14 protein-coding genes are annotated in these 18,017 nt (G+C 31.8%); 10 read left to right on the top strand and 4 right to left on the bottom strand.

What is annotated here, in order from left to right; translation table 11 throughout:
- Positions 1 to 229: 229 nt before the first annotated feature.
- The 9 genes from KGNDJEFE_RS10160 to thiI all read left to right on the top strand — a co-directional run bounded on the left by KGNDJEFE_RS10160 (position 230) and on the right by thiI (position 9,196).
- Positions 230 to 1,069 (top strand): transporter substrate-binding domain-containing protein, encoded by an 840-nt coding sequence (locus KGNDJEFE_RS10160; RefSeq protein ID WP_006440704.1) that lies wholly within the window; start codon positions 230 to 232, stop codon positions 1,067 to 1,069.
- An 82-nt stretch (positions 1,070 to 1,151) separates the two neighbouring features.
- Positions 1,152 to 1,976 (top strand): transporter substrate-binding domain-containing protein, encoded by an 825-nt coding sequence (locus KGNDJEFE_RS10155; RefSeq protein WP_006440705.1) that lies wholly within the window; start codon positions 1,152 to 1,154, stop codon positions 1,974 to 1,976.
- A gap of 60 nt (positions 1,977 to 2,036) precedes the next feature.
- On the top strand, positions 2,037 to 2,708 hold the full coding sequence (locus tag KGNDJEFE_RS10150) for an amino acid ABC transporter permease (RefSeq protein WP_006440706.1): 672 nt from the start codon (positions 2,037 to 2,039) through the stop codon (positions 2,706 to 2,708).
- A gap of 25 nt (positions 2,709 to 2,733) precedes the next feature.
- Entirely contained in the window at positions 2,734 to 3,459 is a 726-nt protein-coding gene (locus KGNDJEFE_RS10145) for an amino acid ABC transporter ATP-binding protein (protein WP_006440707.1), read from the top strand.
- 341 nt (positions 3,460 to 3,800) lie between these two features.
- Positions 3,801 to 4,607: a transporter substrate-binding domain-containing protein gene (locus KGNDJEFE_RS10140; protein WP_006440708.1), complete on the top strand. Its 807-nt coding sequence runs from the start codon at positions 3,801 to 3,803 to the stop codon at positions 4,605 to 4,607.
- A 105-nt stretch (positions 4,608 to 4,712) separates the two neighbouring features.
- On the top strand, positions 4,713 to 5,393 hold the full coding sequence (locus tag KGNDJEFE_RS10135; RefSeq protein WP_083780565.1) for an amino acid ABC transporter permease: 681 nt from the start codon (positions 4,713 to 4,715) through the stop codon (positions 5,391 to 5,393).
- Entirely contained in the window at positions 5,393 to 6,142 is a 750-nt protein-coding gene (locus KGNDJEFE_RS10130) for an amino acid ABC transporter ATP-binding protein (protein WP_006440710.1), read from the top strand. Before KGNDJEFE_RS10135 ends, KGNDJEFE_RS10130 begins: the two co-directional genes overlap by 1 nt.
- Positions 6,143 to 6,812: 670 nt before the next feature.
- Positions 6,813 to 7,967, top strand: a complete 1,155-nt coding sequence (locus tag KGNDJEFE_RS10125; RefSeq protein ID WP_006440711.1) for a cysteine desulfurase family protein — start codon at positions 6,813 to 6,815, stop codon at positions 7,965 to 7,967.
- 53 nt (positions 7,968 to 8,020) lie between these two features.
- Positions 8,021 to 9,196 (top strand): tRNA uracil 4-sulfurtransferase ThiI, encoded by a 1,176-nt coding sequence (thiI, locus tag KGNDJEFE_RS10120; RefSeq protein ID WP_040410625.1) that lies wholly within the window; start codon positions 8,021 to 8,023, stop codon positions 9,194 to 9,196.
- Between the two features lie 53 nt (positions 9,197 to 9,249).
- On the opposite strand, the gene KGNDJEFE_RS10115 is transcribed toward thiI, so the two are convergent.
- From KGNDJEFE_RS10115 to pflB, 3 genes are all read right to left on the bottom strand, one after another.
- The gene (locus KGNDJEFE_RS10115) at positions 9,250 to 9,795 is read right to left on the bottom strand and encodes a nitroreductase family protein (protein ID WP_006440713.1); all 546 of its coding nucleotides are present in this window, start codon (positions 9,793 to 9,795) and stop codon (positions 9,250 to 9,252) included.
- A 130-nt stretch (positions 9,796 to 9,925) separates the two neighbouring features.
- A complete protein-coding gene (gene pflA / locus KGNDJEFE_RS10110) occupies positions 9,926 to 10,666 on the bottom strand; it encodes a pyruvate formate-lyase-activating protein (RefSeq protein WP_006440714.1) in 741 nt (246 codons plus the stop codon).
- Between the two features lie 46 nt (positions 10,667 to 10,712).
- The gene (gene pflB / locus KGNDJEFE_RS10105; protein WP_006440715.1) at positions 10,713 to 12,947 is read right to left on the bottom strand and encodes a formate C-acetyltransferase; all 2,235 of its coding nucleotides are present in this window, start codon (positions 12,945 to 12,947) and stop codon (positions 10,713 to 10,715) included.
- A 558-nt stretch (positions 12,948 to 13,505) separates the two neighbouring features.
- Between pflB and KGNDJEFE_RS10100 the strand changes: the two genes are divergently transcribed.
- Positions 13,506 to 15,122: a DEAD/DEAH box helicase gene (locus KGNDJEFE_RS10100; protein ID WP_006440716.1), complete on the top strand. Its 1,617-nt coding sequence runs from the start codon at positions 13,506 to 13,508 to the stop codon at positions 15,120 to 15,122.
- 121 nt (positions 15,123 to 15,243) lie between these two features.
- On the opposite strand, the gene KGNDJEFE_RS10095 is transcribed toward KGNDJEFE_RS10100, so the two are convergent.
- Positions 15,244 to 17,970: a transglycosylase domain-containing protein gene (locus KGNDJEFE_RS10095; protein ID WP_040410626.1), complete on the bottom strand. Its 2,727-nt coding sequence runs from the start codon at positions 17,968 to 17,970 to the stop codon at positions 15,244 to 15,246.
- Between the last annotated feature and the right edge of the window lie 47 nt (positions 17,971 to 18,017).

The raw sequence follows: 18,017 nt of genomic DNA, 5'->3' as shown, positions 1-18,017 counted from the left end.
AAGACTAAAAAGAATTCACTAATTACTACATAGTATTTAAACCTATCAATAAGAGTGGTAACGCGGTTAATTCGTCTCTTAGCTAAGTAAAATTAGCTAGGGGACTTTTTTATTACTCAAAACTGGACAGTTGTATCTGAACTACCAATTCAGATTGGCGACAAACTACCAAAATACCAAAAAACTAAAAAACAAAAAAAGGAAAATTTAAAAAAAGGAGTGGTTTCATATGAAAATGAAAAAATTAATCAGCTTAGGAATGGCAATGGTATTATCTTTAGGCTTAGTAGCCTGCAGTGGAGGAGAAGATAAAGAAGCTTCAACTTCATCAACATCAGACAAATTAGAACAGGTAAAAGAAAGTGGAAAATTAGTTGTAGGTATATACCCAGACTACCCACCATTTGAGTTCCACTCAACAGCTAATGGATCAGATGAAATAGCAGGAGTTGATAAAGATCTAGGAGAAGCAATCGCTAAAGAGTTAGGTGTAGAGGCAGAATTCAAAGAAATAACATTTGATGGACTTATAGGAGCATTAAAAGCAGATAAAATTGATATCATACTTTCAGGAATGTCTCCAACACCAGAACGTGATAAAAGCGTAGACTTTACAGATTTATACTACACTGGTAAAAACATAGTAGCAGTTAAAGAAGGAGAAGAAGATAAAATAAAATCAGTAGATGAATTAAAAAATCTTAAGATAGCAGTTCAGAAAGGTTCAATACAGGAAGCATATGTAACAAAACTTGGATGTACTTCTATAAAATCTCTTGAAGCTATACCAGATGTTATGACAGAACTTAAAAATGGAAATGTAGATGCAGTAGTAGTAAATGATACAGTTGGTATATTAAACATGCAGGAAATGGGTGGACTTGTTCAGGCTAACTTAGAACTTCCAAATGGGGATTCTGAAGAAGGTATGGCAGCAGCTATAAAACAGGACGACAACAACAAAGCTTTCTTAGAAGCAGTAAACAAAGCAGTAAACAACTTCAAATCTAATGAGTTTGAAAAATCATTAAAAGAAAATACAGATTTAGCAACAAAAGAAAATAAATAGTAACATATAAAAGCTGATTTTAAATAATAACTAAAATAAAAAAATAATAAAAAAATTTATAACATGAAGGAGAGTAATTAAAATGAAAATGAAAAAATTAGTAAGTTTAGGAATGGCAATGGTATTATCTTTAGGTTTAGTAGCTTGTGGCAACGGAGGAGGAGAAGAATCTTCTGAAGCAGCAGATAAACTAGACGCAGTAAAAGAAAGTGGTAAATTAGTAGTAGCTATGTCAGCTGACTATCCACCATTTGAATTCCATTCAACAAAAGGTGGAGAGGATAAAGTAGTAGGTGTAGATGCAGACTTAGCAAAAGCTATAGCTAAAGAAATAGGTGTAGACGTAGAATTTAAAGAAATGACATTTGATGGATTAGTAGGAGCTTTAAAAGCAGATAAAGTTGATATGGTAATATCAGGAATGTCTCCAACAGAAGAAAGAAAGAAAAATGTAGATTTCTCAGAAGTATACTATACTGGTAAAAACGTACTTGTAGTAAGAGAAGGAGAAGAAGATAAAATAACTTCTGAAGATCAGGTTAAATCAATGAAAGTAGCAACTCAGAAAGGTTCTATACAGGAAACATACGCTAATAAAATAGGATGTACAGGATTAAAATCTCTTGAATCAGTGCCAGATTTAATGATGGAACTTAAAAATGGAAATGTAGATGCAGTAATAGTTAATGATACAGTTGGTTTAATAAATGTAAATCAGATAGATGGTATAGCATTATCTAGCTTCAACTTACCAGAAGGTGACGCAGAAGAAAGTATGGCTATAGCAGTTAAAAAAGGAAACAACACAGCATACTTAGAAGCAATAAACAAAGCAGTAAAAGATTTCGTAGCTAACGATCTTCAGAAATCATTAGAAGATAACTCAGCTTTAGCTGCTCAGGAATAATAAGAAATAAATACGATAAAGAATAAGAATTCTTTTGTAAGGGGATAGGAGAGATATAACATGAGTTTTGATTTTGTAGGACCATATTTACCAACCTTTATGAAATCGACACTAACAACTATAGAAATATCATTTATAGCATTATTCTTCGGTTTTATAATAGGGCTTATACTTTGCTTAGCTAAAATGTCAAAAAACGGCATATTCAAAGCATTATCAACAATATATATAGAAGTAATTCGTGATACACCACTTTTAGTACAGTTATCAATCATATATTACGGACTTCCACAGATAGGAATTAATTTCCCAAGTTTATTTGGAATACCAAGTGACTTTATAGCAGGTGCTTTTGCATTATCTATAAACTCTGGTGCATATGTAGCAGAGATAATGAGATCTGGAATACAGTCAGTAGATAAAGGTCAGATGGAAGCAAGTAGATCTTTAGGACTTAGCTACTGGGCAACTATGAGACATGTAATAGTTCCTCAGGCAGTTAAAAATATACTTCCATCATTAGCGAATGAATTTGTTTCATTAGTAAAAGAATCAGCAATACTATCATTCATAGGAGTAATCGACATAATGTTTACTGCTAATACAGTTAAAAATGCTACATACGATAGTTTTGGCCCATATCTATTCGCAGCGGCAATCTACTTCGTATTAACATTTACTCTATCAAAACTAGTTGGCCTTCTTGAAAAGAAGATGGCAGCATCAAATTAATTATAGATAAAGGAAAGTGAGAATTATGATTACGATAAAAGATTTACATAAATCTTTTGGTGACCACGAGGTACTAAAAGGTATAGATTTAGAAATTGAAAAAGGTGAAATACTAGTTATAATAGGTCCATCAGGATCTGGTAAAAGTACAATATTAAGATGTATGAACCTTTTAGAAACTCCTACATCAGGGGATATAATATTTGAAGGAAAAAGCTTAGTAGATAAAAATACAAATATAGATGAAGTAAGACAGAACATAGGAATGGTGTTCCAGCACTTCAATCTTTTCCCACACAAAACAATACTAGAAAATGTAACTCTAGCTCCTATAACTCTTAAAAAAATGAGCAAAGAAGAAGCGGAAAAGAAAGCAGAAGTTCTTTTAAAAAGAGTTGGACTTTACGATAAAAAGGATACTTATCCAGCACAGTTATCAGGTGGTCAGAAACAGAGAATTGCTATAGCAAGAGCACTTGCTATGGAACCAGATATGATGTTATTTGACGAACCTACATCAGCACTTGACCCAGAAATGGTTAAAGAAGTTCTTGAAGTTATAAAAGAACTAGCACAGGATGGTATGACAATGGCAATAGTAACTCACGAAATGGGATTTGCTAAAGAAGTAGCGGATAGAGTTATATTTGTAGATGAAGGAAAAATAATAGAAGATAATACTCCAGAAGAGGTATTTAATAACCCAACACATGAAAGAACAAAAGAGTTCTTTGCAAAAGTATTATCTTAATGATTAGCTAATTACTCTCTTGAGTTAATTATATAAAATCAGCATGGAAGGACAGTATTAATTATACTGTCTTTCTTTTTTTTGTATATACCTAAAAAAATAGTGATAATTTATTATAAATATAAAATAATTATAAAAATTAATAAAAGAAAAAGTAATTGTCAAGATGAAAAAATAAGTATAGAAAAAAACATTAGGTAAACGATTTCTGATAAATAAAACCTATTATACAAAGTATTAAAAATGTGATAATCTCTTATATGGAAATTGAAGTTTTTATGAATTTTATCAATGGATAAAATTATAAGAATATTCGATAAAAAAATTTCGGAGGGTGTATCATGAAAGTAAAGAAACTTTTAGCAATCGCATTAGCAGGTGTTCTAATGTTAGGAACTGTAGCATGTTCAAGTAAATCAGGTGAAGAAGCAAGTGGAGATGCAGCTGAAAAAACTAAAGTTGTAATAGGAACTTCAGCACAGTATCCACCATGGGCATTCCAGAAAGACGACGAGCTTACAGGATTTGAAATGGATGTATGGAACGAAATAGCAAAAAGAAACAACTATGAATTAGAGTACAAATTAGGACAGTTCTCTGGACTAGTAGGTATGCTTGATGCTGGAGAAATAGACACTGTAGCACATCAGATGTCAATAACTCCAGAAAGAGAAGAAAAATACAACTTCTCAGAACCATACGCATACAGCTACTATGATTTATTCGTTAAAGAAGATAGTCCATTCCAGACTAAAGAAGATTTAAAAGGTAAAAAAGTTGGTTGCTGGCTAGGAGGAAATGGAGAAGCTACTCTTAGAGCTATGAACGATGAGCATCAGTTAGGATTCGATATAGTAACATATGATGGTGTTCCAATGGAAGATGAAGTTAACTTAGGTAGAATAGATGCTTTATGGCAGGGAGAAATAAAAACTAAAACTACTGTAGAAGAAAAACAGCTTCCAATACGTCAGTTAAATGAAAAATTAACTTATGAAGTAAATGCTTATCCATTCAGAAAAGATGAACAGGGTGAAAAACTTGCTAAAGAAGTAGGTGCAACTCTTAAAGAAATGAGAGAAGACGGAACTCTTAAGAAATTATCTGAAAAATGGTTTGAAATAGACACAACTGAACCTCAGAAATAAAAAATAATAGATTTTAAAATCAATAGACTACGCATTCTGCGTGGTCTATTGACGATTATAGAGAAAAATAGTAAAGTTTAAAAAAACTAAAAGGAGGGAAAATTTTTGAGTTTTGATTTTGAATTTATGGTAGGTTTAATACCGACTATGTTAAAATATGGCGGAGTAACATTAAAACTGTCTGTTTTAGCTATAATATTTGGTCTAATTTTAGCTTTTATAATAGCAATAGTGATAGATGCCAAAGTTCCTATATTAAATAAGGTGTTTAAGGTATACATATCATTCTTTAGAGGAACACCTCTTATGTCGCAGCTTTTCTGCTTCTATTTTGGGGTATTACCTCTTTTAAATCACGATACAATGTTGAGAATAAGTTCATTTTATGCAGCACTTATAATCTTAAGTTTAGCAAGTTCTGCTTATATGGCGGAATCTCTTAGAGCAGCGATAACATCTATACATAAAGGACAGATGGAGGCATCACAGTCTATAGGTATGACATATATGCAATCAATGTATCATATAATACTTCCACAGGCTATAAGAGTAGCTATACCAACTCTTTTCAGTAGTTTTATAAATATAGTAAAAGATACATCATTAGTATTTGCTATAGGTGTAAAGGAAATGATGGCTCAGGCACAGCTTGAAGGATCATCAAGCTATAAATATTTAGAGGCGTTTGTATGTGTGCTTCTTATATACTGGATGATAACATCTATAATGACATTCGTTCAGTCTAGATTAGAAAAGAAAATGGGAAAAATGGTCGGTGATAAATAGTGATAGAGATAAAAAATATACATAAGAAATTTGGAAAAAATGAAGTCTTAAAAGGTATAGATTTAGATGTTAAAAAGGGTGAGGTTATAAGTATAATAGGACCTTCTGGTACAGGTAAATCTACATTTTTAAGATGTATAAACTGTCTTGAGAATGCAGATAATGGGTCTATAAAAATGGACGAAAAAGAAGTTGAATTAAGACATATAAAAAAGTCAGATAAACTTTGGCTTAGAAGAAATACTGCGATGGTATTCCAGGGATTTTATTTATTTAACAACAAAACAGTATTAAGAAATATAACTATAGGACTTACTGTTGTTAAAAAAATGAGTCAGAAAGAAGCAGATGAAAAGGGATTAGAAATTTTAAAACAGATAGGATTATTAGATAAAAAGGATGAATATCCATCAAGTTTATCTGGTGGTCAGCAGCAGAGGGTTGCTATAGGTAGAGCACTTGCATTAGATCCAAAGGTTTTATTATTTGACGAACCTACATCAGCACTAGATCCAGAGCTTGTAAATGAGGTTTTAATGTTGATAAAAGACCTTGCTAAACAGCACAAAACAATGATAATTGTAACTCATGAAATAAGTTTTGCTAGAAATGTTTCTGATAAAGTTTGTTTTATGGATGGTGGAAAAATAGTAGAAATGGGAAATGCAAAGGATGTTATAGATAATCCACAGAATGAAAGAACTAAAAAATTCTTAAATGTATTAAAAAATAGAGATGAATTAATATAATTAAAAATTTAAAAATAGGCATGAAAAAAGGAACTCGGGGTAAGTTCCTTTTTTCTTGTGCGAAAACTTCCGTAATTTTCACACTAAATTCAATAAACATAAAATATATCCCTTTGAAAGGGTACTGGGAATAGATATATTAACTAACTGGGGTTACCAGGGGGATAACCTTAATTAAATTTTAACAAAAAATCATTAAAAAATCAATGAATATTTATTATAAAGTTAAATAAATATAAATTTGTCAATTATAGTAAGAAAAATTTAATATTGTATTTATCTATAGATGATAAAATCAAAATAGTATATTTTTATAATAATGTATACAAGATTAACGTTTTCTTGCATAAAAATTAAAAAATAGATTTAAATGTTGAAATTTAAACAAATTTAGTGTGAAGAAAATAAAAAGTTAGATAATGAAATAATAAATTTATCTATAACAATATATTATTACAGTCTGTGTTAAAATAAGAAAAATATAAAAAATAATGTTAAAAAAATAACCTATAAAAATGAATTTAAGTAGAATCTATTTTATTGATTTTGAAAAACAAAATTCAAATATGAAATTAACAAATATTGTAATTTTATATTTTAAAAAGTGAAAATATGGTATAATAAAATGATATATGTTTAAATACTTTTTAAGCGAGGAAAGGTGTTATTAATGGGAATATATTTAGATAATAGTGCTACTACAAAACCGTATCAGGAAGTAGTGGATAGTATGGTTAAATCACTTACAGAAGACTACGAAAATCCATCTGCAGCACACAGAATGGGTATGAAAATAGAAAAAAATATAAAAGAAATAAGAAGAAACATAGCTAAGACTCTTGGTGCTAAGGAAAAAGAGATAATATTTACATCAGGTGGTACAGAATGTAACAATAGTATAATTAGAAGTTGTGCTAATCTCAATAAACAGAGAGGAAAACATATAATATCTACTTCAATAGAGCATCCATCTGTTTTAAATACCTTAGAGGACTTAGAAAAAGACGGATTTGAAGTTACATATCTTCCTGTAAATTCTGAAGGAAAGATATGTGTAGAGGATTTGGAAAAAAATCTTAGAGAAGATACTATTTTAGTGAGTGTTATGTTTGTAAATAACGAGGTAGGAAGTATTCAGCCGATAAAAGAAATAGGTAATCTTTTAAAAAATAGAAAGAACAAAGTATTTTTCCATGTAGATGCAGTTCAAGGATATGGAAAAGTAGATTTTAGACCATCTAGATACAATATAGATTTTATGAGTGTCAGTGCCCATAAAATACATGGTCCAAAGGGAATAGGATTTATGTATATAAAAGATGGAATTAATTTTAAACCACTGATGACTGGTGGAGGTCAGGAAAGTAATTTAAGATCAGGAACTGAGAATGTTCCAGGAATATACGGCATAGGAGCTGCAATATCTAAGTTATTTTTAGATTTAAATGGCTCTATAGAAAAAATGAATTCTTTAAAAAATCTTTTAAAAGAAGAAATATCAAAGAATATTGATGGAATAAAGGTAAATTCTCCAAAAGATGGGGTTTGTCATATATTAAATGTATCTTTTGAAGATGTAAGAGGAGAAGTACTTTTACATTATCTTGAACAGAAAGAGGTATATGTTTCTACAGGTTCTGCTTGTTCATCAAAGAAAAAGGGAAGTCATGTACTAAATGCTATGGGACTTACACCAGATGAGATAGAAGGAGCAATAAGATTTAGTTTATCTGATATGAATACAGAAGAAGAAATAGTTAAGGCTGTAGAGATATTAAAAGACTCTGTTGAAGACTTAAGAAAGATAATAAGAATAAGAAGATAATAAAAAACAAAGGTTAGAGAAAATATAAAAAATAATTGAAAAGAGGTGCCGATTTGTACAATATATTAATAGTTAAATACGGAGAAATAGGAGTAAAAGGAAAAAATAGATACCTTTTCGAAAATAAGCTTATAAAAAATATAAAAAATATGCTTAAACCACTAGGTGAATATAATGTTTACAAAGAATATGGAAGAATATACGTTGATGTAAATGACGACAATTACGAAGAAGTAATGGAAGAAGTTAGAAAAGTATTTGGTATAGTTGGAGTTTGTCCAGGGATAAAGGCTGAAAAAGACTACGATGTACTAAAAGAAACTGCATTAAAATTAATAGAACAGAAGATAGAAGAAGGTGCTAAGACTTTCAAAGTTGAATCAAGAAGAGGAGATAAATCTCTTCCACTTACATCTCAGGAAATGAGTATAGATATCGGTGGATATATACTTTCTAATGTTAAAGACAGAATAAAAGTTGATGTTAGAAATCCAGAAGTTAAGGTTAGATGTGAATATAGAGAGTTAAATACTATGGTTTATACAGACTCTGTACCAGGTTATGGTGGATTACCAATGGGAACTGCAGGTAAAGCTATGTCACTTCTTTCAGGTGGTATAGATAGTCCAGTAGCTACTTGGATGGTTGCCAAGAGAGGTATGGATATAGAATGTATCCACTTCCACACATACCCATTCACTAGTGAAAGATCTAGAGAAAAAGTATTAGACTTAGCGAGAACTCTTTCAAGATACTGTGGACCAATAAAAGTACATTGCTGCAATATACTTGAAATAGAAAAAGAAATAACTGAAAAATTAAATAGAGAAGAGACTACTATACATTCAAGAAGATTTATGATGATGATAACTCAGAGATTAGCAGAGCAGAGACATTGTCAGGCTATAGTTACAGGTGAAAGTATAGGACAGGTTGCATCTCAGACTATATATGGATTAACTTGTACTAATGCAGTTTGTAGCTTACCTGTGTTTAGACCACTTATAGCTATGGATAAATCTGATATAATTGATATAGCTCAGGAAATAGGTACTTATGACCTATCTATAGTTCCAGAAGAGGATTGCTGTAGTGTATTTGCTCCTAAGAAACCTATAACTAAACCTAAATTAGAAAGAATAGAAAAATCAGAAGAAAAACTAGATATAGAAGCACTTATAGAAGGTGCTATGGCAACTATTGAAACAATAGTTTGTGAAGTAGAATAATTAAAAATCTAATAAAGTATAATAAAAAAGCTCCCTTTTGGGAGCTTTTTATATTATTTAAAAGAAACTAAATCCTTAACCTCTAATCTTTCTGGAGCAGCTTTAGCTTCACCATCTCTGTATCCAACAGCTATAAGTGCCATTACATTTTCTTCTTCTGGAATTTCGCATATTTCTTTAACTTTTTTATCGTCAAATATTCCAAGAACAACACTTCCAACACCTTCATTGTAAGCAGATAAGCAGAATGTCTGACAGGCTATACCTGCATCAAATACTTCCCAACGGTCTTCTTTAGAAGTAGAGAAGCTACCATCTTCTTCGTATCCGCTTTTTTTACCTACAGCAGTAAGTACTACTAGAGCTGGAGCTCTTTTTATTGTTTTTTCGTTAAATACAAAGTTCATAACAGCTTCTTCAGCTACTTTAGTTTTTATATCAGTATCTTCTATTATATGATATCTTGCAGTCTGAGAATTTTTCCATGATGGAGCAAATCTAGCTAATTCAATTATTTTTTCAAAAGTTTCATGAGAAATCTTTTCTTCAGTAAATTTTCTAACGCTTCTTCTTTCTTTTACACAGTTTTCAAAGTTCATATAAATATCCCCTCTCTATTTTAAATACAAAATTATTTATTTCTAACTATAATTATATTATAATTTTTGGATAAAAACTATTATTATAGATATAAAAAATCCCCAACCAAAAGTAGATTGGGGATTAAAATTAATCAAATTTGTTATATACTTCAACACCATATTTTTCAATGATGTCTTTAGCTCTTTTTACATCTTCGTCCTCAGCCTGAGGAACTCCTTCAAGAGGATATTTAAGTCCAAGCTCTTCCCATTTATGAACACCTAAAGTGTGGTAAGGAAGTATTTCAAAACGGTCTACATTGTTTAGAGTAGATACGAATTCACCCATTTTGTTTAGATTTTCTTCTGAATCTGTAACCCCAGGAACAAGAACGTGTCTTATCCAAACTGGTATATTTTTTTCATCAAGATATTTAGCAAATTCTATAGCAGAATTTATATCGATTCCAGCAAGTGATTTTGCATCTTCAGGAATCAGATGTTTTAGATCTAAAAGAACTGTATCAGTTAGCTCTAATATATGTGCTATATCAGTTGCTTTAGTGCATCCTGATGTATCTAAACAAGTATTTAATCCGTTTTTCTTTGCTTCTTTAAATAATTCATATAAGAATTCAGGCTGTGCAGTAGCTTCACCACCAGAGGCAGTAAGTCCACCACCAGAAAACTCCATATAAGTTTTATATTTTAAAGCATCTTGAACTACTTCTTCAGCTGTCTTTTCAGTACCGCCATTTTTATTCCATGTATCTCTATTATGACAGTATTTACATCTTAAAGGGCAACCCTGTAAAAAGACTATATATCTTATTCCGGGACCATCTACGGTCCCGAAAGTTTCTATTGAATGTATTCTACCTTTTACCATTTAAACCAAGCCTTTCTGCCAATCAGAAAGGATAAGTTGTTTCTGATTAAGCCATTTTGTTGTGGAATGTTCTGTTTATAACGTCTAACTGCTGTTCTCTAGTTAATTTTATGAAGTTAACTGCGTATCCAGAAACCCTAACTGTTAACTGTGGGTATTTTTCTGGGTGTTCCATAGCATCTTCAAGAGTAGCTCTGTCAAATACGTTAACATTTAGGTGATGAGCTCTCTGAGCAAAGTATCCATCTAACATAGCTGAAAGGTTAGTTACTCTTTCGTCCATGTCTTTACCTAAAGATTTTGGTACTATTGAGAATGTATTTGATATACCATCCTGAGAATATTCGTATGGAAGTTTAGCAACTGAAGCTAGAGAAGCTAAAGCACCGCTGTTATCTCTTCCGTGCATTGGGTTAGCACCTGGAGCAAATGGTTCACCAGCTCTTCTTCCGTCTGGAGTGTTACCAGTTTTCTTACCGTAAACAACGTTTGAAGTTATTGTTAATATTGACTGAGTTGGGTAAGAGTTTCTGTAAGTTTTGTTTTTCTTTATTTTTTCCATAACGTCTTTAACTATGAATACAGCTATTTCATCGGCTCTATCATCGTTGTTTCCGTATTTTGGATAATCTCCTTCAACTTCGAAGTCAACTGCTATTCCGTCTTCGTTTCTTATAGTTTTAACTTTAGCGTATTTTATAGCTGATAATGAGTCAACACAAACTGATAAACCAGCCATACCACAAGCCATAGTTCTAAATACATCTCTATCATGAAGAGCCATTTCTAGTGCTTCATAAGAGTATTTATCGTGCATGTAATGTATAACATTTAATGTATTTACATATAATTTTGCTAACCAATCAGTGAATAAATCGAATTTAGACATTACTTCATCGTAATCTAAGTATTCAGAAGTTATTGGTTCGAATTTAGGTCCTACCTGAGCACCTGATTTTTCATCAACCCCACCATTTATAGCGTAAAGTAGAGTTTTAGCTACGTTAACTCTTGCTCCGAAGAACTGCATCTGTTTACCTATTCTCATTGCAGATACACAACAAGCTATACCGTAATCATCTCCCCAGTATTCTCTCATTAAGTCATCATTTTCGTACTGTATTGAACTAGTGTCTATAGATACTTTTGAGCAGAAATCTTTGAATCCCTGAGGAAGTCTAGTAGACCAAAGTACTGTTAAGTTTGGTTCTGGTGATGGTCCAAGAGTGTAAAGAGTGTTAAGAACTCTGAATGAGTTTTTAGTTACTAATGTTCTACCATCTATTCCCATACCACCTATTGATTCAGTTACCCAAGTTGGGTCTCCTGAGAATAATTCATTGTATTCTGGAGTTCTAAGGAATCTAACCATTCTTAATTTCATAACGAAATGGTCCATTAATTCCTGTATTTCTTCTTCTGTTATTGTTCCAGCTTTTAAATCTCTTTCGAAGTATATGTCAAGGAAAGTAGATGTTCTACCTAATGACATTGCTGCACCGTTCTGATCTTTAACTGCTGCAAGATATCCGAAGTATAACCACTGAACAGCTTCTTTTGAGTTTTCAGCTGGTCTAGATATATCGAATCCGTAGCTTTCACCCATTCTTTTTAATGCTTCTAAAGCGTTTATCTGTTCAGATATTTCTTCTCTTAATCTTATTGTATCTTCATCTATTGTTGATAGCTCTAAAGAATCTTTCTGAGCCATTTTGTCTTCTATTAATTTGTCTACACCGTAAAGAGCAACTCTTCTGTAGTCTCCTATTATTCTACCTCTTCCGTAAGCATCTGGAAGACCAGTTATTATACCAGATTTTCTGCATGCTCTCATTTCTTTAGTATAAGCATCGAAAACACCCTGGTTGTGAGTTTTTCTGTATTTAGTGAATATTTCAGATACTTCTGGATCTAATTCGTATCCGTAAGCTTTACAAGAATTTTCTACCATTCTTATACCACCATAAGGCATAATAGCTCTTTTTAGAGGAGCATCTGTCTGAAGTCCTACTATCTGTTCTAATTCTTTGTCTATATATCCTGGTTTGTAAGCGTCTATTGCTGTTATAGTTTTAGTGTCAACATCAAGTGTTCCACCATTTTCTATTTCTTTTTTGCAAAGTTCAGCAACTTCATCCCATAATTTTTTAGTTCTTTCTGATTCTCCTGCTAAGAAAGAAGCATCTCCTTCATAAGGAGTGTAGTTTAACTGTATAAAGTTTCTAACGTCTATTTCTTTATTCCAGTTTCCAGTTTTAAAACCATTCCAAGCTGTAGTCATTTGGTTACCTCCGTAATAAAAAATTTATATAAAAAATAAAATAATCTGCAATTGTTATATTACCACAAATTTTACATATTGTATACACGAAAAAGCAAATATTTTTATACATTTTTTGAAAAATGTTTACATTGTATATAGAAAAAAGTAATACACATAGTAAAAACATACATAATTTCAGAAAAATCTGATTATAGTTGTAAAAAATAAAAAAAGTATAAAAATAAAATTATGTATATTGAATATAAATTTTATTTAGTAATAATAACAGTGATTATGATATACCCATATAAAAAATAAGTTAAACATAAATAAATATAAATGATAAAATATATCAGATAAAAATATATTATAGATGATTAAAAAAATAAAAATAGTGTCATAAAAATAATAAAAAAATAATGTTCGATACATTATGAACTATAAAAGAAACGTTTTTTCTAGGTTGTTGAAAGTGTTAGGAGAAAGTTTATTTTAATGTTTTAGGTTTACATAAGTTCTGTAAGGGTATATAATAGAAAAGTTAGTATTTAGATTAGAGACGGAAAGGAATTATTTATGGAAATAAAAAGATTTGAAGATTTAGACATAAATCAGAATATAAAGAAAGCAATAGCTGAAATGGGATTTGAAGAGCCATCTCCAATACAGGCAAAATCAATACCAGTAATATTAGAAGGAAAGGACGTCATAGGACAGGCTCAGACAGGTACAGGGAAAACAGCTGCGTTTTCAATACCAATACTTGAGAAGATAGACCCAAATGACAGATCACTTCAGGCTATAGTACTTTGTCCTACAAGAGAGCTTGCTATACAGGTATCTCAGGAAATAAGAAAGCTTGCAAAATACATGCAGGGAATAAAAACTCTTCCTATATATGGAGGACAGCCTATAGATAGACAGATAAAGGCTTTAAAAGGCGGTGTACAGGTTATAATAGGTACTCCAGGACGTACTATTGACCATATAAAAAGAAAAACAATAAAGCCAGGAAATGTTAAGATGGTTGTACTTGATGAAGCGGATGAAATGCTAGACATGGGATTCAGAGAAGATATAGAAACAATTCTTGAAAATGTTCCAGAAGAAAGACAGACTACATTCTTCTCAGCAACTATGCCAAAAGCAATACTTGAGCTTACTAAAAAATATCAGAACGAACCAGAACATATAAAAGTTGTTAGAAAAGAATTAACTGTTGAAAATATAAAACAGTACTATATAGAAACAAGAGCATCTAATAAGATAGAAGTTTTATCAAGATTAATAGATGTATATAATCCAAAGCTTTCTGTAGTTTTCTGTAATACAAAAAAAGGTGCGGACGAACTTGTCGGTGAATTACAGGGTAGAGGATATTTTGCAGATGCATTACATGGAGATTTAAAACAGGTACAGAGAGATATCGTAATGGATAAATTCAGAAACGGTACTATAGATATACTAGTTGCTACAGATGTTGCAGCTAGAGGTATAGATGTTGATGACGTTGAGTGTGTATTCAACTTTGATCTTCCACAGGATGAAGAGTACTACGTTCATAGGATAGGTAGAACAGGTAGAGCAGGTAGAGAAGGTCTTTCATTCTCATTTGTTTACGGAAGAGATATGAGAAAAATGAAAGATATAGAAAGATATACTAAATCAAAACTTGAAAAACATCCAATACCTACAGTAGGAGATGTTGAAGAGAAAAAAGTTGGAGCATTCTTTGAAGAAGTTAAGAGAGTTGCCAACGAAGGAAAACTTTCTAAACAGATACAGTGGTTAGAAAACTTCTGTGAAAATGAAGATGTTGACTATTCAATGGTAGATATAGCTGCAGCCCTTCTTAAATTAGCTATGGGTGAAGAAGAAAAAGAAGAAATAATAGAAGAAAAACCTAAGAAAAATAGAAGAAAAGAAGAATCTTCTGGTGCGAAAGAAGGTATGGTTAGACTATTCATCAATGTTGGTAAGAAACAGAGAGTACAGGCTAAAGACATACTTGGTGCAATAGCTGGTGAAGCAGGAATACCAGGAAAAACAATAGGAACAATAGATATATATGATAAATTTACATTTGTTGAAGTTCCTAAGAAAAAAGCAAAAACTGTAATCGAAAAAATGAAAAATAAAAAAATAAAAGGGAACAAATTAAACATAGAAAAAGCTAATAAAAAGAAAAAATAATTAGCAATTAAAAAAATAATAAAATAAAAAATAAAAACAAAAAAACTTATATCAAATATTAACATTAAAAAAGCTGTTGCAAATCGTGCAACAGCTTTTTATATTTATTTAGTTTTTAAAATTAGTTACCTTCTGCGCCAGTATCAACATTATTACCACCATTATCAGGAGCATTATTTCCTCCGTTGTTATTGTTGGCATTATTATCACCAGTATTATTATCAGAAGGAGTATTATTGTTATTGTTGTTGTTATCACTATTTCCAGCGTTTCCGTTATTTCCTCCGCTAGAGTTTCCACCAGTATTACCACTTGTATTATTCTGGTTTTCTGCAGCAGTATCTTCTTTCTTTTCTGTAGAAGGAGCTGTAGTTACTCTGGTTGCGCTAGTTCCGTCTATAAAAGCAGCATTAGATCCAGATGAAGAAGTTCCTCCATCATGAAGATTTATCTTAGTGAAATAGATACCTTCAGGTTTATCAAAATCTTTTTTCTCTAAGTTCTGGTGAACTCTAGTCATTATATTTTTCCAAAGTAGAAGAGAAGAAGTACTTCCTCCACCGATATTTCTAGTTTTAACTATTTTACCTTCAGCATCTCTTACACCAGCATCATCGGCAATATATGTAGCACCAACATAGTATGGTGTATATCCTACAAACCAAGCTTCTTTAGAACTGTTTGTTGTACCTGTTTTACCAGCTACAGGCATTTCATTAGGAAGTGATGCTTTTTTAGCAGTACCTTCAGTTATAACAGCTTTTAACATATCAGTCATAACATAAGCAACCTGAGGATCAACAACTCTTTTCTTTTCTGGGTTGCTATCTACAATTGACTGATGATCAAATGTTTCTATACTAGTAAATATTGTAGGTTCTATATACTGACCTCCATTTGCTAGTGCTCCATAAGCAGTTGCCATTTCAAGTGGAGATATACCATAAGTTAAACCTCCAAGTGTAAGGGCAGGGAAACGTCTATCAGTATTATTAGAATCTTTAGTAGCTTTATTATCTGCAAGTGATGTTACACCAAAGTTTTTAAGATAGTCTATCATAACATCGACACAGTCTTCATAAGAATCACCAAGTAGCTCAGCAACCTTAACTGCAACTGTATTTGAAGATTTAGCAAGACCTAATCTTAAACTCATAGACCCACCACCAGCAGTAGTAGTTTTTGGATTCCATTTTCTATTTTCTTCAAATCTATATCCACCTCTAGCGTCACTAAAAGCAGTTGCCTGTGTAATAGACATAGTATCTATTGCAGGAGTGTAGATTGCAAGAGGTTTTATAGTAGAACCAGGCTGTCTAGGTGTGATTGCTCTATTAAGAGTTTTTCTACCAGAGATATTTCTACCACCTACAAGCCCTTTTATCTGACCATTTCTATAGTCGATTATTACTGTAGCTGACTGAGGCTGAAGTACTCCATCAGGACCTAAAACATTTCCTGGGAAGTTATTAGTATTTTTGTATTCAGCTTCAATAGCTTCCTGTATTTTAGGGTCTATAGTAGTATTAACTATAAGACCACCATTGTAGTACATATTTTCAGCTTCTTCTCTAGTATTACCTTGATCTACAAGTGCTGAAATAACTTTACTTTCTATTAAGTCCTCTACAGAGTTAGAAACTTTATTAGATTCTTCAGGTAGTTTTATAACTATTTCTTCAGCTAAAGCTTCTGTATACTCTTTCTGAGTGATGTATCCTAATTCTTTCATCTTGCCAAGTACAGTTTCTTGTCTTTCTTTAGCATCAGGATTGTTTACGGCTTTTCTTATAACTATAGAACCAGTTTTTGCCTGTTTATAAGTTCCTTCGTTTATAAGCCCCCATTCATATAGTTTATCAACCATTTTTAACTCAGTTTCAGTTGGCTCATCTAAATCATCGTCCTCAGTATTCACAAAAGTAAGTATACGATGGTCTAAATCTTCTTTTGTTTCAGATCCGTCTAATTTAGCACTTTTGTATGCTGAGTATTTTGAAGGGTTTTTAGTTGAACCAGCAAGAAGAGCAGATTCAGCTAAAGTAAGGTCTTTTGCAGACTTATCAAAATATCCTCTAGCTCCAGCCTCGGCACCAGATAGACCTTTACCAACGAAGAAGTTATTTAGATATAATTCAAGAATATCGTCTTTTTTAAGCTTTTTATCCATTTCTACGGCATAGTAGATATCTTTTATTTTACGAGACATTGTCTGTTCTGAGCTTGTTAAAAGCATTTTTGATACCTGCATAGGTATAGTAGAACCACCCTGTCTTTTACCAAATAATCTCATAACAACAGATCTTGCTAAACCTTTAGGGTCGAATCCACCATGTTGATAGAAACGCTCATCTTCTATGGATACTATGGCCTTTTTAAGATAAGGTGACATCTGTGACAGTGGCACCGGAGTCTTATTATTTGCACTAGGTGCAGTAGACATTTTTTCTCCATTTGAATATAGAAGTGTAGTAGTTACATAAGTTCTTTTGTTTAAATCGGCAAGTGTAACAGGTTTGACATCTCTAAGTGATGAGAATACTAACCCACCAGCAGCTGCACCCAATACAACAAATAGAACTAGGCATGTCATACCGAACACCTTTACCTTAGAAACCTTTCTTTTTTTCTTACCAGATGGAACTCTTCTTTTTCTTTTTACATTTGAAGAAGATGAATTCCTAACACTTCTAGATGAACTGCTAGAGCCTCTACTACTATTTGAAGAAGAGCTACTACTGCTAGCTCTAGTAGAAGAAGATTTTCTAACAGATGTCTGTGATGAAGAACTTGAAGAAGAGGCCTTTCTCCTTCTTATTTTATTATCACTATTATTGTCGTTTTTCATAAGTAGTGTACCTCCTTATTCTAAGACATTATTATAACACAAATCTA

Origin of the sequence: Peptacetobacter hiranonis (assembly GCF_008151785.1) — a bacterium.
GTDB classification, from domain to species: Bacteria; Bacillota; Clostridia; order Peptostreptococcales; family Peptostreptococcaceae; genus Peptacetobacter; species Peptacetobacter hiranonis.
The sequence above is the reverse complement of the archived record's forward strand: the minus strand, read 5'-3'. Positions and strand labels throughout refer to the sequence as shown.

What these genes read in the sequence shown, in the direction of transcription:
- KGNDJEFE_RS10160 (WP_006440704.1), top strand. Translation starts at nt 230, where the DNA reads ATGAAAATGAAAAAATTAATCAGCTTAGGAATGGCAATGGTATTATCT.
- KGNDJEFE_RS10155 (WP_006440705.1), top strand. Translation starts at nt 1,152, where the DNA reads ATGAAAATGAAAAAATTAGTAAGTTTAGGAATGGCAATGGTATTATCT.
- KGNDJEFE_RS10150 (WP_006440706.1), top strand. Translation starts at nt 2,037, where the DNA reads ATGAGTTTTGATTTTGTAGGACCATATTTACCAACCTTTATGAAATCG.
- KGNDJEFE_RS10145 (WP_006440707.1), top strand. Translation starts at nt 2,734, where the DNA reads ATGATTACGATAAAAGATTTACATAAATCTTTTGGTGACCACGAGGTA.
- KGNDJEFE_RS10140 (WP_006440708.1), top strand. Translation starts at nt 3,801, where the DNA reads ATGAAAGTAAAGAAACTTTTAGCAATCGCATTAGCAGGTGTTCTAATG.
- KGNDJEFE_RS10125 (WP_006440711.1), top strand. Translation starts at nt 6,813, where the DNA reads ATGGGAATATATTTAGATAATAGTGCTACTACAAAACCGTATCAGGAA.
- KGNDJEFE_RS10115 (WP_006440713.1), bottom strand. Translation starts at nt 9,795, where the DNA reads ATGAACTTTGAAAACTGTGTAAAAGAAAGAAGAAGCGTTAGAAAATTT.
- pflA (WP_006440714.1), bottom strand. Translation starts at nt 10,666, where the DNA reads ATGGTAAAAGGTAGAATACATTCAATAGAAACTTTCGGGACCGTAGAT.
- pflB (WP_006440715.1), bottom strand. Translation starts at nt 12,947, where the DNA reads ATGACTACAGCTTGGAATGGTTTTAAAACTGGAAACTGGAATAAAGAA.
- KGNDJEFE_RS10100 (WP_006440716.1), top strand. Translation starts at nt 13,506, where the DNA reads ATGGAAATAAAAAGATTTGAAGATTTAGACATAAATCAGAATATAAAG.
- KGNDJEFE_RS10095 (WP_040410626.1), bottom strand. Translation starts at nt 17,970, where the DNA reads ATGAAAAACGACAATAATAGTGATAATAAAATAAGAAGGAGAAAGGCC.